Origin of the sequence: Vibrio sp. 10N.247.311.14 (assembly GCF_041467715.1) — a bacterium.
Classification (GTDB): domain Bacteria; phylum Pseudomonadota; class Gammaproteobacteria; order Enterobacterales; family Vibrionaceae; genus Vibrio; species Vibrio crassostreae_C.
In genome coordinates, this window is the sequence record NZ_JBFSVE010000007.1 from 74,473 (window position 1) to 91,145 (window position 16,673).

Sequence of the window (16,673 nt, forward strand, 5' to 3'; positions counted from 1 at the left end):
AGGAGGTGTAATGATTCCAAATTCAAGTAAAAGAAAACCAAATAAATCAAGTAAGAAAGCTAGCAAAAAGGTAAGGAAAATCCCACTGTCCTTTACCTAGTAAGAAGCAAGAAAAGTAACAAAGCCCAGCGGGCTTTGTTATGTTTAACGCCTAACTTAAGTTTCAAACCGCATTTATCTTTCCCACCGCCATTATGTTTCATATCGTACTTATGCTTCAGACCGTACTTATGCGTCGAGCCAAACTAAATCATCTCTTTTTCCATAAACAGGCGACTCCCCACATACTACTGACCACTCGTTTAACAAACTTTTATTCGCTTAAAATTCAAACACTGTTTATATTAAACAAGCACTTGTGGAGTGAAGAAGGGATTAAAATGAGCATTTCTGGAGACAAAACATCGGTCGTGGTGGCTGGTGCAACCGGGTTAATTGGTCATCATGTGATGAAGTTGCTCATCGATGAACCCGCCGCTGATCATATCTATGCCCTATCTCGCCGAGCGTTAGATTCACAGTTTGATTCCAACAAGCTCCACACACTCATTCACAGCGACCTGCAAGTTACCAGTTGGGATGACACGAATGCGACGCCTAATCTTGGCGTTATCTGCTTAGGTACGACTAAGAAAAAGGCAGGATCAAAAGAAGCGCTTCGCAAAATCGATGTGGAACTGGTTAGCCAAGTCGCACAGTCGATGAAGTTTCTTGGGGTTCAACGCGTAGCGGTCGTTTCTAGCTATGGCGCTTCACCAGATTCCTATTCGCACTACCTTCGCTGTAAAGGACAAATGGAACAAAATTTAAAACGTATTGGCTTCAAGCAGCTTTTCATCGCACGCCCTGGGCCTCTGGTGGGTGAGCGTGATGAACCTAGAGCTGATGAAAAACTCCTGCAAAGTGTCTTTCCTCTGCTGTCTCCATTTATGCTTGGTAAGTTCAAAAACCTACGCCCTATTCAGTCGGAAGACGTAGCCAAAGCAATGTTGTTCCGGTTATTCGAAAATAATTTCCAAAATATCGAAATTTACTCGTCAAGTGACATGCTCAATTTATTGGCAAAATATCGCTAAAAAGCTCACCTATTCATCACAATGTTGAATATCCACCCATCCTATTGAGTGGATATTACTAATCGTTCTAATAAATTACTTTTCCTTATTTTACGTTTTGTTACAGGTCGCTACTGTAGCTAACAGTATTTGCGCCCATATATCTAAGCGCCCTATCGATTTAAAGAGATTCATAAGGAAAACAAATGTCATTTTCAGCTATCGCTGCCTTAGCGGTATTCACTGGTATCCTCTTTTTTCTCTACGGACAGCAGAAAAAAGAAAACACACTTTCTCGGCTCGTTTTACTCGGTTTAGTATTTGGTAGCGCATTTGGTCTTGGTCTACAGCTGTTATTTGGTGAAGGCAATCCGGTCATCAACGAAACACTAGACTGGGTAAATATTGTTGGCCGTGGTTATGTTGGCCTACTGAAAATGGTGATCATGCCATTAGTATTGGTTTCAATGATTGCAGCAGTAGTGAAGCTTGAAAAAGGCGGCTCACTGGGCAAGATTTCTGGTATCACCATTTCTGTACTGTTAGCAACAACCGCGATTTCTGCGATTGTTGGTATTGTTGTAACGCAAGCATTCGGCCTGTCTGCTGAAGGTTTAACAGAAGGCGCTCGCGAAACAGCACGTATCGCAACACTTGAAAGCCGCATCGGTAGCGTTTCAGACCTAACAATTCCACAAATGCTGATCAGCTTTATTCCGACTAACCCATTTGCAGACCTAACGGGGGCTCGCTCTACGTCTATCATCGCGGTTGTTATCTTTGGTGTGCTAACGGGCATCGCTGCTCGTAAAGTGATGGCAGAGAAAGAAGAACTAGAATCTCCAATCCGTACTTTCGTTGAAGCGTCACAATCTATCGTTATGCGCTTAGTTAAGATGATCATGGCACTAACGCCATACGGCATCGCAGCGTTAATGGCGAAGGTAGTTGCAACATCAAGTGCTTCTGACATCCTCAGCCTACTGGGTTTCATCGTTGCATCTTACGTTGCGATTCTACTGATGTTCGTCGTACACGGTGTGTTGGTTTCTTTTGTTGGTGTAAACCCGAAAGAGTACTTCCAAAAGATCTGGCCTGTACTGACGTTCGCTTTCACGTCTCGTAGTTCTGCAGCAACAATTCCACTGAACGTTGAAGCTCAAATCACTAAGCTAAACGTGCCACCAGCGATTGCTAACCTGTCTGCCTCTTTCGGTGCGACGATTGGTCAAAACGGTTGTGCGGGTATCTACCCTGCAATGCTAGCAGTCATGGTTGCGCCTACAGTTGGCATCGACCCAATGGACATCAACTTCATTCTGTCTCTGATTGCTATTATCACAGTGAGCTCATTCGGTATTGCTGGCGTAGGTGGCGGTGCAACGTTCGCGGCGCTTATCGTACTTCCTGCTATGGGCCTTCCTGTAACGATTGCAGCACTGCTTATCTCTATCGAGCCACTTATCGATATGGCACGTACGGCGCTTAACGTATCTGGTGCTATGACAGCCGGTACGATCACAAGCCGCCTATTGGGTAAGAAAGACAAGCAACAAGATCTGGAACAAGCGAACGCTTAATGGGTTCGATTGATTCAATCACTTGGGTCTCTTAAGCAAAAAAACCGATGCACATGCATCGGTTTTTTATTATCTGTTACTTCCAATTACCATTACTTCACAAGCAACAGCACTTAGAGCACAAGTTGAATCACTTTCTCAGCAAGTGCTTCATCGTCCTCTTCACTCAATCCGCTGATACCAATCGCGCCAATCACCTGCCCATTTAATTCAATGGGAACACCGCCTTTAAAGCCAGTGATCTTTGGGTCAGTCCAGTAACTTAAGTCTTTACCAGTTTCTCTCGCCCAAGCACCTAAGTTACCGCTTGGCTGTCTATCTCTTGCAGATGTATAAGCTTTGTTCTGTGCTAACAATCCGGCTTGAACACTCACATTATCCATGCGAATAAACGCCAGTAACTCACCGTGCGTATCACACACGCTCACCGCGATTGCTTGTTGATTACGCTCAGCAATGTCTAGAGCGTTAGACACCAGTTGTTGCGCGATCTTTTGATTCAACATATTCATTCCTTATGGCAGTGCTTGACCACGTGAGTACACGTATAGGTTGTACCACTCTTCACGAGACAGGTTTATCTGAGTCGCGACTGCCGAAGCTTTGATTCGCTCTAGATTTGTGGTGCCAATTACAGGTTGGATACGAGCAGGGTGACGAAGCAAAAATGCCAACACAATCGCTTCACTTTCTACGCCATATTGGTTCGCTAACTGAGCCACGTAGTGCGCTGTCTTTTTCACGTTTTCATGTTCTGAATACAAACCTTGCTCAGCAAATCGGCCTTGTGCCAAACAGCCCCAAGCTTGCAGTTGGATGTTATTCAATTGGCAATGTTCAAGAGTGCCTGCGGCGAAGTCTGATTGATGGTGCCCTTGCGAGTTAATCATCACCCCATCATTCAACCAATCCAATTTGGCTAAGCTCATCTCAACTTGATTCGCGACGATGGGTTGCCCAAGCGCAGATTGCAGGTACTGAATTTGATGGCTGTTCATGTTCGACACACCAAAATAATCGACCTTACCTTGCGCTTTTAAGTTCTCTAACGTTCTTGCTAGCTCATCGAGTTCCATCAAAGGATCAGGGCGGTGCAATAACAGCACATCAAGCTTTTCAGTATTCAATCGATTGAGAATACCGTCTACCGATTGGCCTACCCAATCAGCCGAGAAATCATAACGACCAACATTGCCCTCGCCTTCAAAACGAATCCCACACTTAGATTGAATGAACATCTGTTCACGCAGATCAGGCGCTTGTTGTAATGCTTGACCAAAGGCTTGCTCAGCTTTGCTGAAGGTATAGATATCCGCATGGTCGAATAAGTTAATGCCCGATTCTAGTGCGGTGCCGATTACGCTTCGTGTTTGAGCAACATCCGCACTCGTCACTGGATTATCATTCCAGCCACCACCTAACCCCATGCAGCCATAGGCAATTTGCCCAACATTCGGTAGATAATTTGATAATGGGATACGTTTTTTGTCATTCGTTTTGTTTGTAGATTCAGTGCTGTTCGTCATATCGATTCTCGCTTAGAAGATTTGCTGACCAGAAATATGCCTCTATCATATTGTTCTTTTTAAAAAACAGAATATGCTAGTTACGAAATGATTGTTTGATATGACGAACAATAGATTGGTAGGAACGCGCGAATGAACGAACACAAAAGAATAGAACGACTGATCCTGTTTGTAGAACTTGCTCAGCAACTCAACTTTACCAAGGCAGCCGAAAAGCTCGGTATCTCTAAGAGCTACCTTTCTGAACAGATCAAACGTTTAGAGAACGATTTACAGTGCCCGCTTTTGGTCAGAACCACTCGCAGTGTTCGTTTAACCCAAGAAGGCGAACGCGCGTTACAACAAGGCTTAACGATTCGCTCGCAAGTCTTACAGCTTGAACGCAGTGTTTCTGAGCAACACGACATCGTCAAAGGCCTATTACGCCTCACTGCGCCAAAGATGTTTACTGAGGTATATCTATTCGATATCTGCCAACAGTTTAGGCAGCAATACCCTGAGATTCGTTTCGAGATAAACAGTAGCTACACCAACTTTAATCTCAATCAAGATGATATCGATATCGCGTTTCGTGCCACCAATACGCCACCTGACAACATGGTGGCGAAACACTTGATTAGCTATCAACATGATTTAGTCGCGACTCCCGGTTATCTTAACCAATTTGGTCGCCCTACCAATGTGAGTGACTTAAGTGATCATCAATGCTTAGCAACTCTGCACCAAACCGAGTGGCCTTTAAAATCGGTAAATATTGATGTGTCCGGCTGGCTTTCAAGTAATGACAACCACCTGCTTAAGCAACAAGCTATGGCAGGCAGTGGCATCATCCGTATTGCAAGTTACTACGTTGCCAAAGAGGTCGAACTGGGAGAATTAGAGCGAGTGCTGCCTGATGAATGTCTGCAACAAGGCAACAGCATTTATCTGTTCTATCCGCAAGTTATTTATCCGGCAAAGAAACACCAAGTGTTCGTTAAATTTGTTCAGAATTACTTTGAAAGCTTAAGTCGATAAAATGATGCACAGCTCACTAGGGCTTGTTGGTTTCATCTGGCCAACATATTCGTCGTAGCGAGCTCTACTTCAACCTCTTCGGCTGAATGTGATACCAGTGAAAGTCGACTATATGGCCGATCTACTTTCAAGCCTACTCGTCCTAGTTCTTTTATTTTTTCTTGCTCTTACATTTACATTAATACCTAAACATTCACTCTACGAATCGTTTTTCATTGACTTAAAAATGAAATCATAACGACACACTAATTTGCGTAACTTAGGGTGCAAATAGGCAATCAGATTACAGTGCCTATCAGGAGGATGTATGAAACCAAATCGATCTACGGTACTCACTGGACATGTAAAACACTGCCCATGCTGCTCTACCGAACTGGTCATCAAAGACCACATTCACGTTTGCCCGCGCAATGAAATTGGCGACTGTTACTTCGATGGCTATGACCAACACGAACAGCGCGTTAATACCGATTTTATCGATCATGCAAGTGCCAATGATAGCCTTGTTTACGGCATGTCAGAACACTAAGCTTTATTCAAGATTTGTTGAAGTCATTTCGCGCCAAAAAAAATGCAGCGCCAATCGAGTGATTGTTCGCTGCATTCTTAGATCCTGTAAACTTAGCTAACCATTAAAATGGAGCTAGGTAAAACGGATTACCACATTAGATCATCTGGGATCACGAAGTCTTTGTACGGGTCATCTTCGTCTACTTCGTCTGTGCTACCTGCCTGCGTATCAACGATAGATTCTTCGTCGCGCATAGCAATCTTGTTCGCTACTGCTGTTGGAATAACAACATAGCTCTCGCCTTGACGAGCAATACTTAGAATGCCTTTACTTAGTTGCTTTTGAGTCAGCTCTTCTACGTAAAGATATTTAACTAGCGTACCGTCGGTGAAGTTGTATTTGATCTCACCGTTCTTCTGTTCGATCTTGTTCATCTCAATCAGTTGCTTCACTTGAGCTTTAATTTCTTTGCTCAACTGTTGTTCTTTCAACTGTTGGTTTAGCTCTTTGTCTTTCGCTTGCTGCGCCAGTTTAGTTTCTTCAGCTGCCGCTTTTGCTTCACGAGACTGAACGCGAGACTTTTTAGAGCCTTTCTTCGCCTTCTTTAATTTTTTCTCATTTACCAAGCCAGCTTTAAGCATCTGCTCTTGGAGTGTTAACTTTGCCATGACTTTCCCAGTTCAGGATTAAAAACGGCACTATCATACCTGTTTTTGAGGTTTCTGTTTACTGAACAAGAGTAAATTACAGAACAATCGCAAAATTTATGCTGATAGCTCTAAGCTGTGTCCATATTCCCTTCTTGTTGCTCACAACCTCCACTTTACCGCGACACACAGTTTTCACTTAAGCACGCCAATATTGGCTGTTCCACCGACTCGAAAGCATTAACTGACCCTATTATTCGCGCGCGTACCACTTATCATTCCGATAAGACAATATGTTAATTTTCAATGGTTAATCAATTTTATAAAACCTTGGCATATATCTCATATTTGAATAAATGCCATAGATTTATAACTCCAATGTCATAACTCTTTACTACGTTATTCTTTAAACCAATCAGTAAGGATAACGTGAAAATGAAAACTCAATGGACTTGCCTGAGTGCAATACTTGCATCAGCTTCATTCATTTCAACCTCGGCTATTGCAGATACCGATGTGTACCTAACCAATAACACCAGCCAAGTAATGACGATTCAAACCAATCACACAGGTACCGACCTGCTTCAACTCGGTGATGAGTGGCAACAGCATGTTGAACAGATTGGTCCTTGGGAGACGAAGAAGCTGATAAGTTTCAACCGCTGGACTGGTGTGAAATCTGGGAAGACCTATGAGTTTGACACTGTGGTATCAAACGCTGTGGGCGAAAGTGTCACGCTCAACCAAACCATGAAGGGACATTGGTATAACTCGACACTGCAACATGGTTTGAGTGCCGCAGACGTCAACCTAACATTGCATGACGATCGTAATATTCATCGCAGCACAACCGATGCGTTCGGGGTCAATGCAGAGCTAGCCCTCAAAGCCGATTCTACAGCGCGCTATGATGATATTTATTACACCATCACCCCACCAAAAGTGGATGAGCAACCAGAGCCGGATGCCAATACACTCAAGGTCATGACTTACAACATCTGGGCGCTGCCTGCCATCGCTTCACATATTGGTGACCGCTATGACCTACTCCCTCAATATGTAAAGGGCTATGACGTGTTGGCGCTTCAAGAGGTGTTTGCTAACGGCAGAGATGAGTTCTTGCGTGAGCTTGCGAAAGAGTATCCTTATCAAACTAAAATGCTCGATAAAGATGGGATTAACATATACGACGGTGGTGTGATCATTGTCAGCCGCTATCCTATCGTTAATGAAGCGCAGTATGTTTTCCCTGATTGCACGGGCACAGATTGCTTTGCTGATAAAGGTGTTAACTACGCGGAAGTTATCAAGAATGGTCAGGCTTACCATGTTTTCGGTACCCACACGGCATCATTCGATACGGACACCGCTCGTGATTACCGACAACGTCAATTCAAGCAGATGCGTGCACTGGCGCAGTCTCTGAATATCCCGGCATCAGAAACTGTGGTTTACAGCGGTGACTTCAACGTGAACAAGCTCAAGTTCCCAGACGACTACCAACAGATGTTCGCTAACCTGCAAGCTGACGAACCAACCTACTCAGGTTACACCGCTTCTACCTTTGACCCACGCATCAACAACTTTGCGGGTGAACCTATGTCGGGTGGTGAAAACGTTGAGTATCTCGATTATGTGGTAGTGAGCTCGGAATATGCCGCCAAAGCTCATAACGACAATCGTGTGGATGTCCCAAGATCAACAAGCAGTGAGTTATGGAAGCACTACAACCTTTCAGACCACTTCCCTGTTAGCGCCGTCATTAAGTAACTCGGTGAACGCATAATGCATCGAGTTATATTAACCCTAATGCTCGTCTTAACGGCGAGCATTATTGGCTATTCGTGGTCATCAAAAACGAACGAAACAGCGCTATCTTCTGCTCAACACACAGAACCTAAGCCGCGTGTTTCTACGACAACTAATGACGATAATTCCACGCCTACTGCAACCGCTAGTTCGGAAAAATCCGCATCGCACAGCAATCAAGCCCAAGCTGGAGCACTGGACGGTAAAATTCTTGCTGAAAACTTGAGTGAGCTTGAAGGCAAGGCTTTGTTCGATGAACTCGATGGGTTCTGGAAGCTTTGCCAACAACGTGATGACTGCACTGAGCAACTAGCACGATTGAAATCAGAATTGCCGAGTATATGGTTTGAATTACTGAGCGACTATCCGCAGCTATCGGCTGACTGGCAATTAACACAAAGCACTATCCCACTTGAATCCATAGAGACTCTTGAAGATCGTGTTGCCTTATTCAAGCAATCTGCACAGCAAGTATGGGGAGAGTTGGCCCACCAGCTATTCGCTGACCAGTTTGCTCATCTGGATTTTACGCTTGACGCCAACACCCTTGAAGAGAACGAAGCGAGCCAGTTTTTGGCCAACTATCAAGATTTGCTTAGTGAATGGCAAAACAATACGGGCACGTTAAACGCCGAAACACAGCTTCAAAAATATGAACTGGCAGTATCTTTGATACCCAGCAGCTATAGCCCTGCTGAAGTAGCATCAGTCAAAGCCGACCTTCAAGATGCCTACTTAGATGAAGCGCAGGCCAGCAACATTGCCGCGCGAGAACAACAAGTCGCACAACAGCAACAAACCGTGATGAGTTATCACGTGCAACTGGATCAGCTCAAAGCGACCTTAGGCTCTCAACGTTCATCAAGTTATGCCACTTGGACTCAACAAGATTGGGACAGTTACTATCAGCAGCAAGTCACCGATTTCAGGGAGCAGTTCTTTAGCAAGTAACGCCTTAACTTAAACCATCACGAAACTGAGCGGGCGTTTTATTGAGCCAACCTTTAAACGCCCTTCTGAAATTTGCAGGGTCGCTATAACCGAGCCTTTCACCGATGTCATCAATGCTCATGGTTGTGCCGAGTAATAGCTCTTTGGCCAGCTCCACTCGAACTTCGGTAAGCAATATTTGGTAACTGGATTCATGGGTCACTAGCTCTCGCCTGAGTGTACGAGAGCTACAACCAAACTCATCCGCGAGTTGTTCAATATTCGGGAAACTACCTGCGGTTTGATAAAAGATCGTTTTGATCTGATTAGTCAGCAGATGCTCAGAGTCCAACGTTTCGACTATCGACTGGCAAGACGCAAGATAGCGCTTCAGTGTCGCGGCATCATGAGTCAATAAGGTCTGTGATAAAACCGAGGCATCAAAACGCAATTCACAATGGCTCTGCTCAAAAACTACAGGGCACTGGAAACGGTCGTCATAGAGCTTAGCGTAATTGGGACGAGCATAAGGCAAAGCCAAAGTGTGAATATCCAGCTCATGACCAGTCAGTTCTTTGAACAAAGAGACGATGGAACTTAAGAAATACTCACTGCAGAAAGGGAGCAGATCGCCCACTTCCAAGGTGTTCTCAATCTGAATCACTGCATGCTCGGAATCTAGAAACAATTTAACCGAGAAAATAGGACCGTTCAGGCGCAGATATTTAAAGCCCGACTTGATGGCCTCCCCGACATTTTGACTGGTAGATAGCGCATAACCCAACACACCAAAGTGGCTCAAGCTAGCGTGTTCCCCCAGCCAAAGCCCTAAGCCATCGTGAGGAAAGCTCTGATTCGCCACGCTAAATAACGCTAGTTTATCAGCGTAAGTCAGCTTTCCATTCGGGTCTCGCCAATCTATGTTCGGCAAACCCACATCATTGAGTAGCCTTTCAATATCGATACCTCGTTGCTCTAGCGTATTCAACAGCAGCGCGATATCTAATGTACCCAACTGATGCCGATGTCCGGTCGGCTTATACTCCGCGATAATCTCCAATCGTCTCTCCTTATATCGAGCCCATTCCCATAAACATGACTACTCAGCTTCAACAACACTACTGACAAAATCGTGATTGGTAACGCGCTCTTGTCCGAATATGACCTCCCAATTCTACGCTACTCATCGCACAATGGCTTTAGTTGTTAAATTAATGTGAACCATCGCAATGATAAAAACCAACCCAGCCCCACACAGTTTGATTGATTCTAATGGTCAGCCGATCATTGGACATTTCGATGGCCCCCCTAAACACCTGAACATCGAGAACTTTGACTATCGAAACTCGATGGATGCAAAAGCAAATCTTTGGCAGAAGCACTTCCACTACAAACAATTTCAATTTGTCAGCATCGTCACCGACACGCACATTATTGGTGTCGCTATCGCGGATATTCGCTACTTAGGCTCAGCATTTTGTTATCTGTACGATATTGAAAATAACCATCTGGAAGAGTCATCTTGGTTGAGGCTATTAGGGTTTGATAAGCATGTAACGCCTTCACCATTCGAAGGAAAGACAAGCATTGCAGATCAAAGCATCACCTTTGATATTGAAGACGGGCAATGGCGAGTTTGCTTGAATACCAAACTCATCAAGGCCGATATCGCTTTAGAGCCTGAAGCCGACAGCTTGCCCTTGGCGATGTGCAGCCCAACGGGTTATTCAGGTTGGACTTACACCCAAAAGCACAATGCTTTACGCATCAGCGGCGACATCCAAATCAAAGGAGAATCACTCGTTCTCGAACAAGCTCGTGCCGGTTATGACTTTTCAGCGGGTTACATGAGGCGTGAGACCAGTTGGCGCTGGGCAAGTATCAACACGCAATCCAATGGCACAGATATTGGCCTAAACCTCGCGGCAGGCGTCAATGAGACTGGAGGCTGCGAAAACGTATTGTGGGTCAGTGGAACCAGACACTTACTTAACCCGGTACAGTTTACGTTTAGTCGCCAAGACACGAATTTACCTTGGCAGATAACATCACAAAATGGACGTATAAACCTGACCTTTACACCCTTAAATAATCGCAGCGAAAAGCTCAATTTATGGCTGTTAAAGAGTAACTTTCGTCAGTTCGTTGGTCACTTTTCTGGCTCGATTGAAGACAACAATGGAGTGACACATCAACTCGATGGTGTTCTTGGTCTAACAGAAGATCACTTTGCTCGCTGGTAGCGAAATTCTGCTGACTGAATCTCAGGCGAGCAAGTCTAAGTAAACTGATACTAAGAACGCGTATGGCGTCTCAACAAGGATAAAACATGAATATCGACGCATTAATCAATCACCCAGAATGGCTACTGTTGGTATTAGCGCCCTTGTTCATGGTGTGCATGTTGGCTGAGTATTTTATCGGTCAGAAGCAAGGTCGACTACCAGATAATTCCAGCTATAAACTTTCAGAAGTGATGTGTAACTTCACGCTTGCGGGAATGCATCAACTCTCCGACTTGCTCACTGGGTTATTGGTCGTGCAGTTGTATCTCTGGATGTTTGATTGGCGTTTAATGGACATTGAAATGGGCGTGCTGAGTTTTGTTGTATTGATGGTGTTACAAGACTTTTGCTATTACTGGTTCCATAGAGCAAGCCATCGTGTTCGCTGGATGTGGGCCGCGCACGTCGCGCACCACAGTTCAGAACAGATGAACTTCAGTACGGCTTTCCGTCAAAGCTTAATGTACCCACTTGCTGGGATGTGGTTGTTTTGGGTACCGTTAGTCATCATAGGTTTTGACCCTAAATGGGTCATCTTTGTGGTGCTTCTGAATCTAGGTTTGCAGTTCTTTGTCCATACACAATGGATACGAAGCTTAGGACCACTTGAATACATCTTTAACACCCCATCACACCACCGTGTGCATCACGGCAAAAACCCGCAATACATCGATAAGAACTACGCCGGTGTTTTGATCATTTGGGATAAGTTGTTTGGTACGTTCGAACCTGAAGTTGAAACTGTACGTTACGGCGTCACCAAGCCGGTAAACAGTTTTAACCCGATAGTGATCACCTTTCAAGAATGGAAGGCCATATTCAAAGATTTGAAGAACCGAGAGCTAACCATGAAACAAAAAGTGCGATTGATACTGTCGCCTCCTTCAGACTAATCAAAACGATCGGATTTAGTACACCTTATGAAAATCAATGAGGTTGAATGTGAGGTCGCTTACCCAGAAATCGCCGTCCAAGTCGGCACCTTGCACGTATCGCTTGTCGCCCATTTCTAAAGTCACAATGTATTTGCCCGCGATGAGCCCCTCTACCATGTAAAAGCCATCGCTCTCAATCTCGCTCGAATACTCGGTGCCTTTCTGGATATGTTTAAAGTGCAGATAAGCACTGTTTTCTAGATCGCCTTCCACTGTGCCATCGACGCCAAATGACACCACCATTTCGATGTGAGCATGAGTTAGCCCGACTTGCTTAGTGTTTACAAACACAGGGTTTTGAATCGGCGTGAGGTTAAGGTCGAGTGCCCCTTCATCGATATAGATAGGTAGATTATCTCGAGCCGGAACACTTGAGAATTCAAATCGGCCCTTTGCATCACTGACCGCTCGTTGGTCTAAGATTTGTAGGCTTACGCCTTGTATGGGTTGTTTGTGGTGATCGTAGACAACGCCCGTCAGCTTAGAATGGTTGTATCGATTCCACTCAACAAACTCACCAATGCTTTCATCAAAGTAAGTTTTAGCACCGAATTCGGTTGTCATCTCGACACCGTATCGGTCTTCGGTTCCTTCTAGCTTAAAGAGTAAATAAGGGTTCACTCGAGCTTCTAAAGAGGCGGAAAACGAAACTTCCTGTTTTTGATAGCGAGCCGATACGTTCGTCGTGAGCTCTTGAAAAACCTCCAGAGGATCGAGCAGGCACTCTTTACAGGCATTCCTTAGGGATAATTCTGTTCGTTCATGATGACCAGAGCCATCAACAGTTCCAGAAATATTCCACGACGTATCCGAAAAACCGCTTTTAGCCAAACCAATAGTGTGTAGATAGTCTTCTTGATGAGAAGCTTTGATGTATCGATAGTCACCGGCGTATGAGACAAACAGATTACGAGCCACTTTCGAGTTCAACTTGGGTTCAACGCTCAACTCATCTTCATCATCCCTTACCGTCAAAAAGGCCGTTAGATTGGCAAGCGACAGGTTGTATTTGAAAACATCGTACTCCATCGACTCTAAGTCCAATTCATCGGTTTTATTAAGCTCTATCGATGCCGACTGATCACCATTGATCAAAATATCAAACTCCATTGGAAACCGATTGAACTCCGACAACCAACCGATATGACCCGCGAACCAATGCGCCGGTAAGTATCGTCCTTGAACACCAATCAAGTCTTTGCCATTTTGCCTCATAAAGGCACTACCCACGGTGAAGTAATCGGCAAGCCCATATTCGATCGACACAGCGCCCGCTCGGTCTGCACCTTCATTGCCTACCACTTGCACGCCCCACTCATTACTTGGCAGAAATGCATCTTCTAAACCGGCGACGGTGATCTCTTCTTCCTGCCAGACACCTTTCGATAAGTAGTAACGAAACTTGATGGTGTCACCGGGGGAAATGTTATCTTCTTCAACCACGAAGCGTCCAAACTCATCAGAGCGATAAGTGGTTTGATAAATGCCATTGACTAAAACATCGATGCTGATATTAGGTTGAGTAGTTCGTTCGAGTTGAAGGTTGCCGAACTCTGTCTGTCGCTTTCGGTTGGTGTAATAGAGCCCATCTTCGAGGGTTTGATTCACGGTAAAGACGCTGCCATCTAATAACACATGACCGACTTCCAAAGAGCCTTCACCGTCATGAGCTTCTACCGCAATGTTGTAATAAACGATGGGGTTATCTTCTCGTGAATCAATCGACAAGCGAGACAAGGAGTGTTCAGTGCTTAATATGGTGTCTGAGATTGCGTAAACATCACCGCCAGTTTCACTGTCGTGATAAACCGAAGTCGCTAACCGAGTCGCTAAACCCACAGCGGCAACAGGTTCGAAAGCTGGCGTGTTTTTAGCTCGCTTGAGATCCTCGGCCTTCTTACGTGATTCATTTTTCATCTTAGAAATAGCGGCTTCCAATTCAGTCAATGAACTGAATTCTGGAGTAACGGTGAGCCGATAATCATCAATATCCCAACGCACTTTTGCCGGGATACAAGCTTGTAAGCTGTACCAATGAATGAAAGTTTCTGAGTCGATGACTTGATATTTGATCGACTGGATATTGTTGTCATCGCGGTAGCAGATGGCTTGTTCAGTATCAACAATATACGGCGGAGATTCTCTGCCCACATCTTGTGGCAAGTACAATTCGCAATATCCGCTTTCATCACACTGACCATTCATTTCGAGCAGATAAAAAGCGGCATTAGATATCGAAATAAAGGGCTCTTCGTAGTCATCCATCATGACACGATAAAAGCTATCCCCGACTTTCCCGACTCGAACTTCAACATGGGCTGGATAGAGCTCGCTCTCCTCACTTTCTTCTTCAGATTGCGAATACGCAGCAAAAGGAAACAGTGAAGCGAGCAAAAAGAATCGCCAAAGCATGCAATTGAACACTAGCCTTTAAAGAGTCTGCGACAATGAAACGAGCACTACAGAACACATTCGTACAGAGGCTGTTCGTTCTGAACCAGTGAGATCTTCGACCCTTTTGGGAAAGGCTTTGATAATTCAGCATTACGAAGTAGCACCACTTTTTCGCTATGCTCGTCGACATTCAATTTTGCAGTAAATTGAAAGTTACCATCGTTACGAATCTTGATGCTTTGGTTGTCACACGCAAACTTAACATCTTGTACCTGCTCACCTTTCTGAACATAAACGGGTACATAACTGTTGATATGAAAGTTCAGTTGAAAGGCTGAACCGTCACTGTTGGTTTTACTTGAAGATAGCGCAATGTCCGATAACTCTGCGGCTTTTGCTATTGGGGAAAACCACAAGTAAGCACGATATTCACCATCAGCCATGTCAGCAGGCAGAGCATTCATACGTAAGCGAACCGTGCGTCTTTGATTGGGTTTAAGTTCTCGAATTATTGGTGGTGACACTTTAATCCAACTTGCGATATCTTCCGATTGCGCGATATTAGCGTCCGTTCTAACCAAGCCACTCGCCTTTACAGGGCGATAAATCGGTTTTATCTCCAAGCGAATCGGTTGATCTGAGTTATTTTCGACGACGATTTTTTCAGTCACCGAAGTGTCGGCATCCAAAACAAAACGAGTCGGAGCGATGAGTAGCTGAGCATAGGCTTGTGCTGTGAAGATTAAGCCGAGAACACATGAGATAAACAACTTCATTTATAATTAACCTCAAAAGGGATTGTACTGGTGTAAAGGCCTGCGGGATGGTTAGCGCCGATTTTCACTTTCGCACCAATACACAATAATTTGCTTCTTCCATTCCCTTTGATTTTGGCTCTACCGCGCTTGGATAAGCCACAACCAAAATAAAACTTTCTAATACGCAGCCGCTTGGATTTACGGGAATGATTTAGGTATTGCTTGAAAGGGAGAGAAACCACGATTTTTTTACCGGGCTCACCTTCAACGTAAAAGCGCACCACATATACCTGACTATTGGCTGGGTTTGAATCCGCATTCTGACCCGATCCAGAGATATACATGCCTGGAAATTTCACTTCCATATTCTCAGGAATAATTTCTAGCGCATGAAAATGGCTAGAGTAAATAATTAGACTGATATAAATCGCGTATTTTAATAGAACACTCATAGTAAAGACGGCTGCTTTTTAACAGCCGCAATATTATACTGGTTTCATTTAATTATTGGTAAGTTACATCTACCGCAACGTTAGCAGTATATGTACCAGCAACTAATGTCGCACTTGAAGTACGTGCAGTGCCGCCAATATTAAGATCCGCAGTACCACCCGTAAGGGTAATAGCATTATTAAAGTCAAATTCAGCTGCAATCGTATTTACGCCATTCACCAAGTTAGTATCAGAAATAACGACTGTTACTGCATCACCAGACTCTCCAGAAAGAGTAAATGCCGCCGCTCCTGCATCGCCTTGAGCGATAACAACGTCGGTTGTGTTATCTGAAGTGATGATACCGAAGTCAAGATCACTTGTTTTTGTCATTGTAATTGCTTGTTTTACTTCTAGTGTTGCATCAAAAGTGTCACTCACAGCGAAAACGTTCGCTGAAGAGATAGAAAGTGCAGATACAGCAACAACCTTAAAGACTTTGTTCATTTCTTTAATCCTTTATATAAAATCGGCTTTATTATTAGGGTTACCTAATAGTCAATCAAAGTTAACAATTAAGTAACAACAATCCTATTTAGAAAATATATATATTGACACTTATTTATAAAGAAATGAGGCGCAGTGAGAATAAGATCACGCAAATTGATATAAATAACACTAACGAAAATAATGGTATTAGAGTATTACTACCAATTAGATATAAAACTGGTTTTATATCTAATTCCTTTGTTTCTGTGTGTTATTTATATTTATAAAAACACCTCAATTTAAAT

The 16,673-nt window shown here is 44.1% G+C and carries 16 protein-coding genes; 8 read left to right on the plus strand and 8 right to left on the minus strand.

Annotation, left to right across the window (positions count from 1 at the left end; genetic code table 11):
* Nucleotides 1-380 precede the first annotated feature (380 nt).
* Complete coding sequence (locus tag AB6F11_RS04220; RefSeq protein ID WP_102393875.1) at nt 381-1,076, plus strand: NAD-dependent epimerase/dehydratase family protein; 696 nt, start codon at nt 381-383, stop codon at nt 1,074-1,076.
* 185 nt (nt 1,077-1,261) lie between these two features.
* Nucleotides 1,262-2,635 (plus strand): L-cystine transporter, encoded by a 1,374-nt coding sequence (locus AB6F11_RS04225; RefSeq protein WP_017059148.1) that lies wholly within the window; start codon nt 1,262-1,264, stop codon nt 2,633-2,635.
* A 113-nt stretch (nt 2,636-2,748) separates the two neighbouring features.
* Here the strand turns inward: AB6F11_RS04225 and AB6F11_RS04230 are convergent, their stop codons facing one another.
* Together AB6F11_RS04230 and AB6F11_RS04235 are read right to left on the minus strand one after the other, a co-directional pair.
* Entirely contained in the window at nt 2,749-3,141 is a 393-nt protein-coding gene (locus AB6F11_RS04230; RefSeq protein WP_102393874.1) for a heme-binding protein, read from the minus strand.
* A gap of 9 nt (nt 3,142-3,150) precedes the next feature.
* A complete protein-coding gene (locus tag AB6F11_RS04235; protein WP_017059146.1) occupies nt 3,151-4,161 on the minus strand; it encodes an aldo/keto reductase family oxidoreductase in 1,011 nt (336 codons plus the stop codon).
* Nucleotides 4,162-4,293: 132 nt separating this feature from the next.
* Between AB6F11_RS04235 and AB6F11_RS04240 the strand changes: the two genes are divergently transcribed.
* Both AB6F11_RS04240 and AB6F11_RS04245 read left to right on the plus strand, forming a co-directional pair.
* Nucleotides 4,294-5,178 (plus strand): LysR family transcriptional regulator, encoded by an 885-nt coding sequence (locus AB6F11_RS04240; RefSeq protein WP_102393873.1) that lies wholly within the window; start codon nt 4,294-4,296, stop codon nt 5,176-5,178.
* A gap of 307 nt (nt 5,179-5,485) precedes the next feature.
* Nucleotides 5,486-5,707 carry a hypothetical protein gene (locus tag AB6F11_RS04245; protein ID WP_102393872.1) on the plus strand — a complete coding sequence of 74 codons (222 nt, stop codon included), beginning with the start codon at nt 5,486-5,488 and terminating at the stop codon, nt 5,705-5,707.
* Nucleotides 5,708-5,835: 128 nt separating this feature from the next.
* On the opposite strand, the gene AB6F11_RS04250 is transcribed toward AB6F11_RS04245, so the two are convergent.
* Nucleotides 5,836-6,357, minus strand: coding sequence for a DUF2058 domain-containing protein (locus AB6F11_RS04250; RefSeq protein ID WP_010441213.1), 522 nt, complete (start codon nt 6,355-6,357; stop codon nt 5,836-5,838).
* A gap of 414 nt (nt 6,358-6,771) precedes the next feature.
* Between AB6F11_RS04250 and AB6F11_RS04255 the strand changes: the two genes are divergently transcribed.
* Together AB6F11_RS04255 and AB6F11_RS04260 are read left to right on the plus strand one after the other, a co-directional pair.
* The gene (locus tag AB6F11_RS04255) at nt 6,772-8,106 is read left to right on the plus strand and encodes a sphingomyelin phosphodiesterase (RefSeq protein ID WP_102393871.1); all 1,335 of its coding nucleotides are present in this window, start codon (nt 6,772-6,774) and stop codon (nt 8,104-8,106) included.
* A 39-nt stretch (nt 8,107-8,145) separates the two neighbouring features.
* On the plus strand, nt 8,146-9,096 hold the full coding sequence (locus AB6F11_RS04260; protein WP_102393870.1) for a chromosome partitioning protein ParA: 951 nt from the start codon (nt 8,146-8,148) through the stop codon (nt 9,094-9,096).
* A 4-nt stretch (nt 9,097-9,100) separates the two neighbouring features.
* Here the strand turns inward: AB6F11_RS04260 and AB6F11_RS04265 are convergent, their stop codons facing one another.
* A complete protein-coding gene (locus AB6F11_RS04265) occupies nt 9,101-10,135 on the minus strand; it encodes an AraC family transcriptional regulator (protein ID WP_017070923.1) in 1,035 nt (344 codons plus the stop codon).
* A 169-nt stretch (nt 10,136-10,304) separates the two neighbouring features.
* Between AB6F11_RS04265 and AB6F11_RS04270 the strand changes: the two genes are divergently transcribed.
* The gene (locus AB6F11_RS04270; protein ID WP_102393869.1) at nt 10,305-11,318 is read left to right on the plus strand and encodes a DUF2804 domain-containing protein; all 1,014 of its coding nucleotides are present in this window, start codon (nt 10,305-10,307) and stop codon (nt 11,316-11,318) included.
* A gap of 86 nt (nt 11,319-11,404) precedes the next feature.
* Complete coding sequence (locus AB6F11_RS04275) at nt 11,405-12,253, plus strand: sterol desaturase family protein (RefSeq protein ID WP_102393868.1); 849 nt, start codon at nt 11,405-11,407, stop codon at nt 12,251-12,253.
* A gap of 15 nt (nt 12,254-12,268) precedes the next feature.
* Here the strand turns inward: AB6F11_RS04275 and AB6F11_RS04280 are convergent, their stop codons facing one another.
* From AB6F11_RS04280 to AB6F11_RS04295, 4 genes are read right to left on the minus strand one after another with little or no spacing between them, the layout of a single operon-like run.
* Nucleotides 12,269-14,707: a carboxypeptidase-like regulatory domain-containing protein gene (locus tag AB6F11_RS04280; protein ID WP_102393867.1), complete on the minus strand. Its 2,439-nt coding sequence runs from the start codon at nt 14,705-14,707 to the stop codon at nt 12,269-12,271.
* Nucleotides 14,708-14,754: 47 nt separating this feature from the next.
* Complete coding sequence (locus AB6F11_RS04285) at nt 14,755-15,465, minus strand: molecular chaperone (protein WP_102393866.1); 711 nt, start codon at nt 15,463-15,465, stop codon at nt 14,755-14,757.
* A complete protein-coding gene (locus tag AB6F11_RS04290) occupies nt 15,462-15,899 on the minus strand; it encodes a DUF4402 domain-containing protein (RefSeq protein ID WP_102393865.1) in 438 nt (145 codons plus the stop codon). The genes AB6F11_RS04285 and AB6F11_RS04290 overlap by 4 nt, the downstream gene beginning before the upstream one ends.
* A 52-nt stretch (nt 15,900-15,951) precedes the next feature.
* Entirely contained in the window at nt 15,952-16,386 is a 435-nt protein-coding gene (locus AB6F11_RS04295) for a DUF4402 domain-containing protein (RefSeq protein WP_048611478.1), read from the minus strand.
* Nucleotides 16,387-16,673 lie beyond the last annotated feature (287 nt).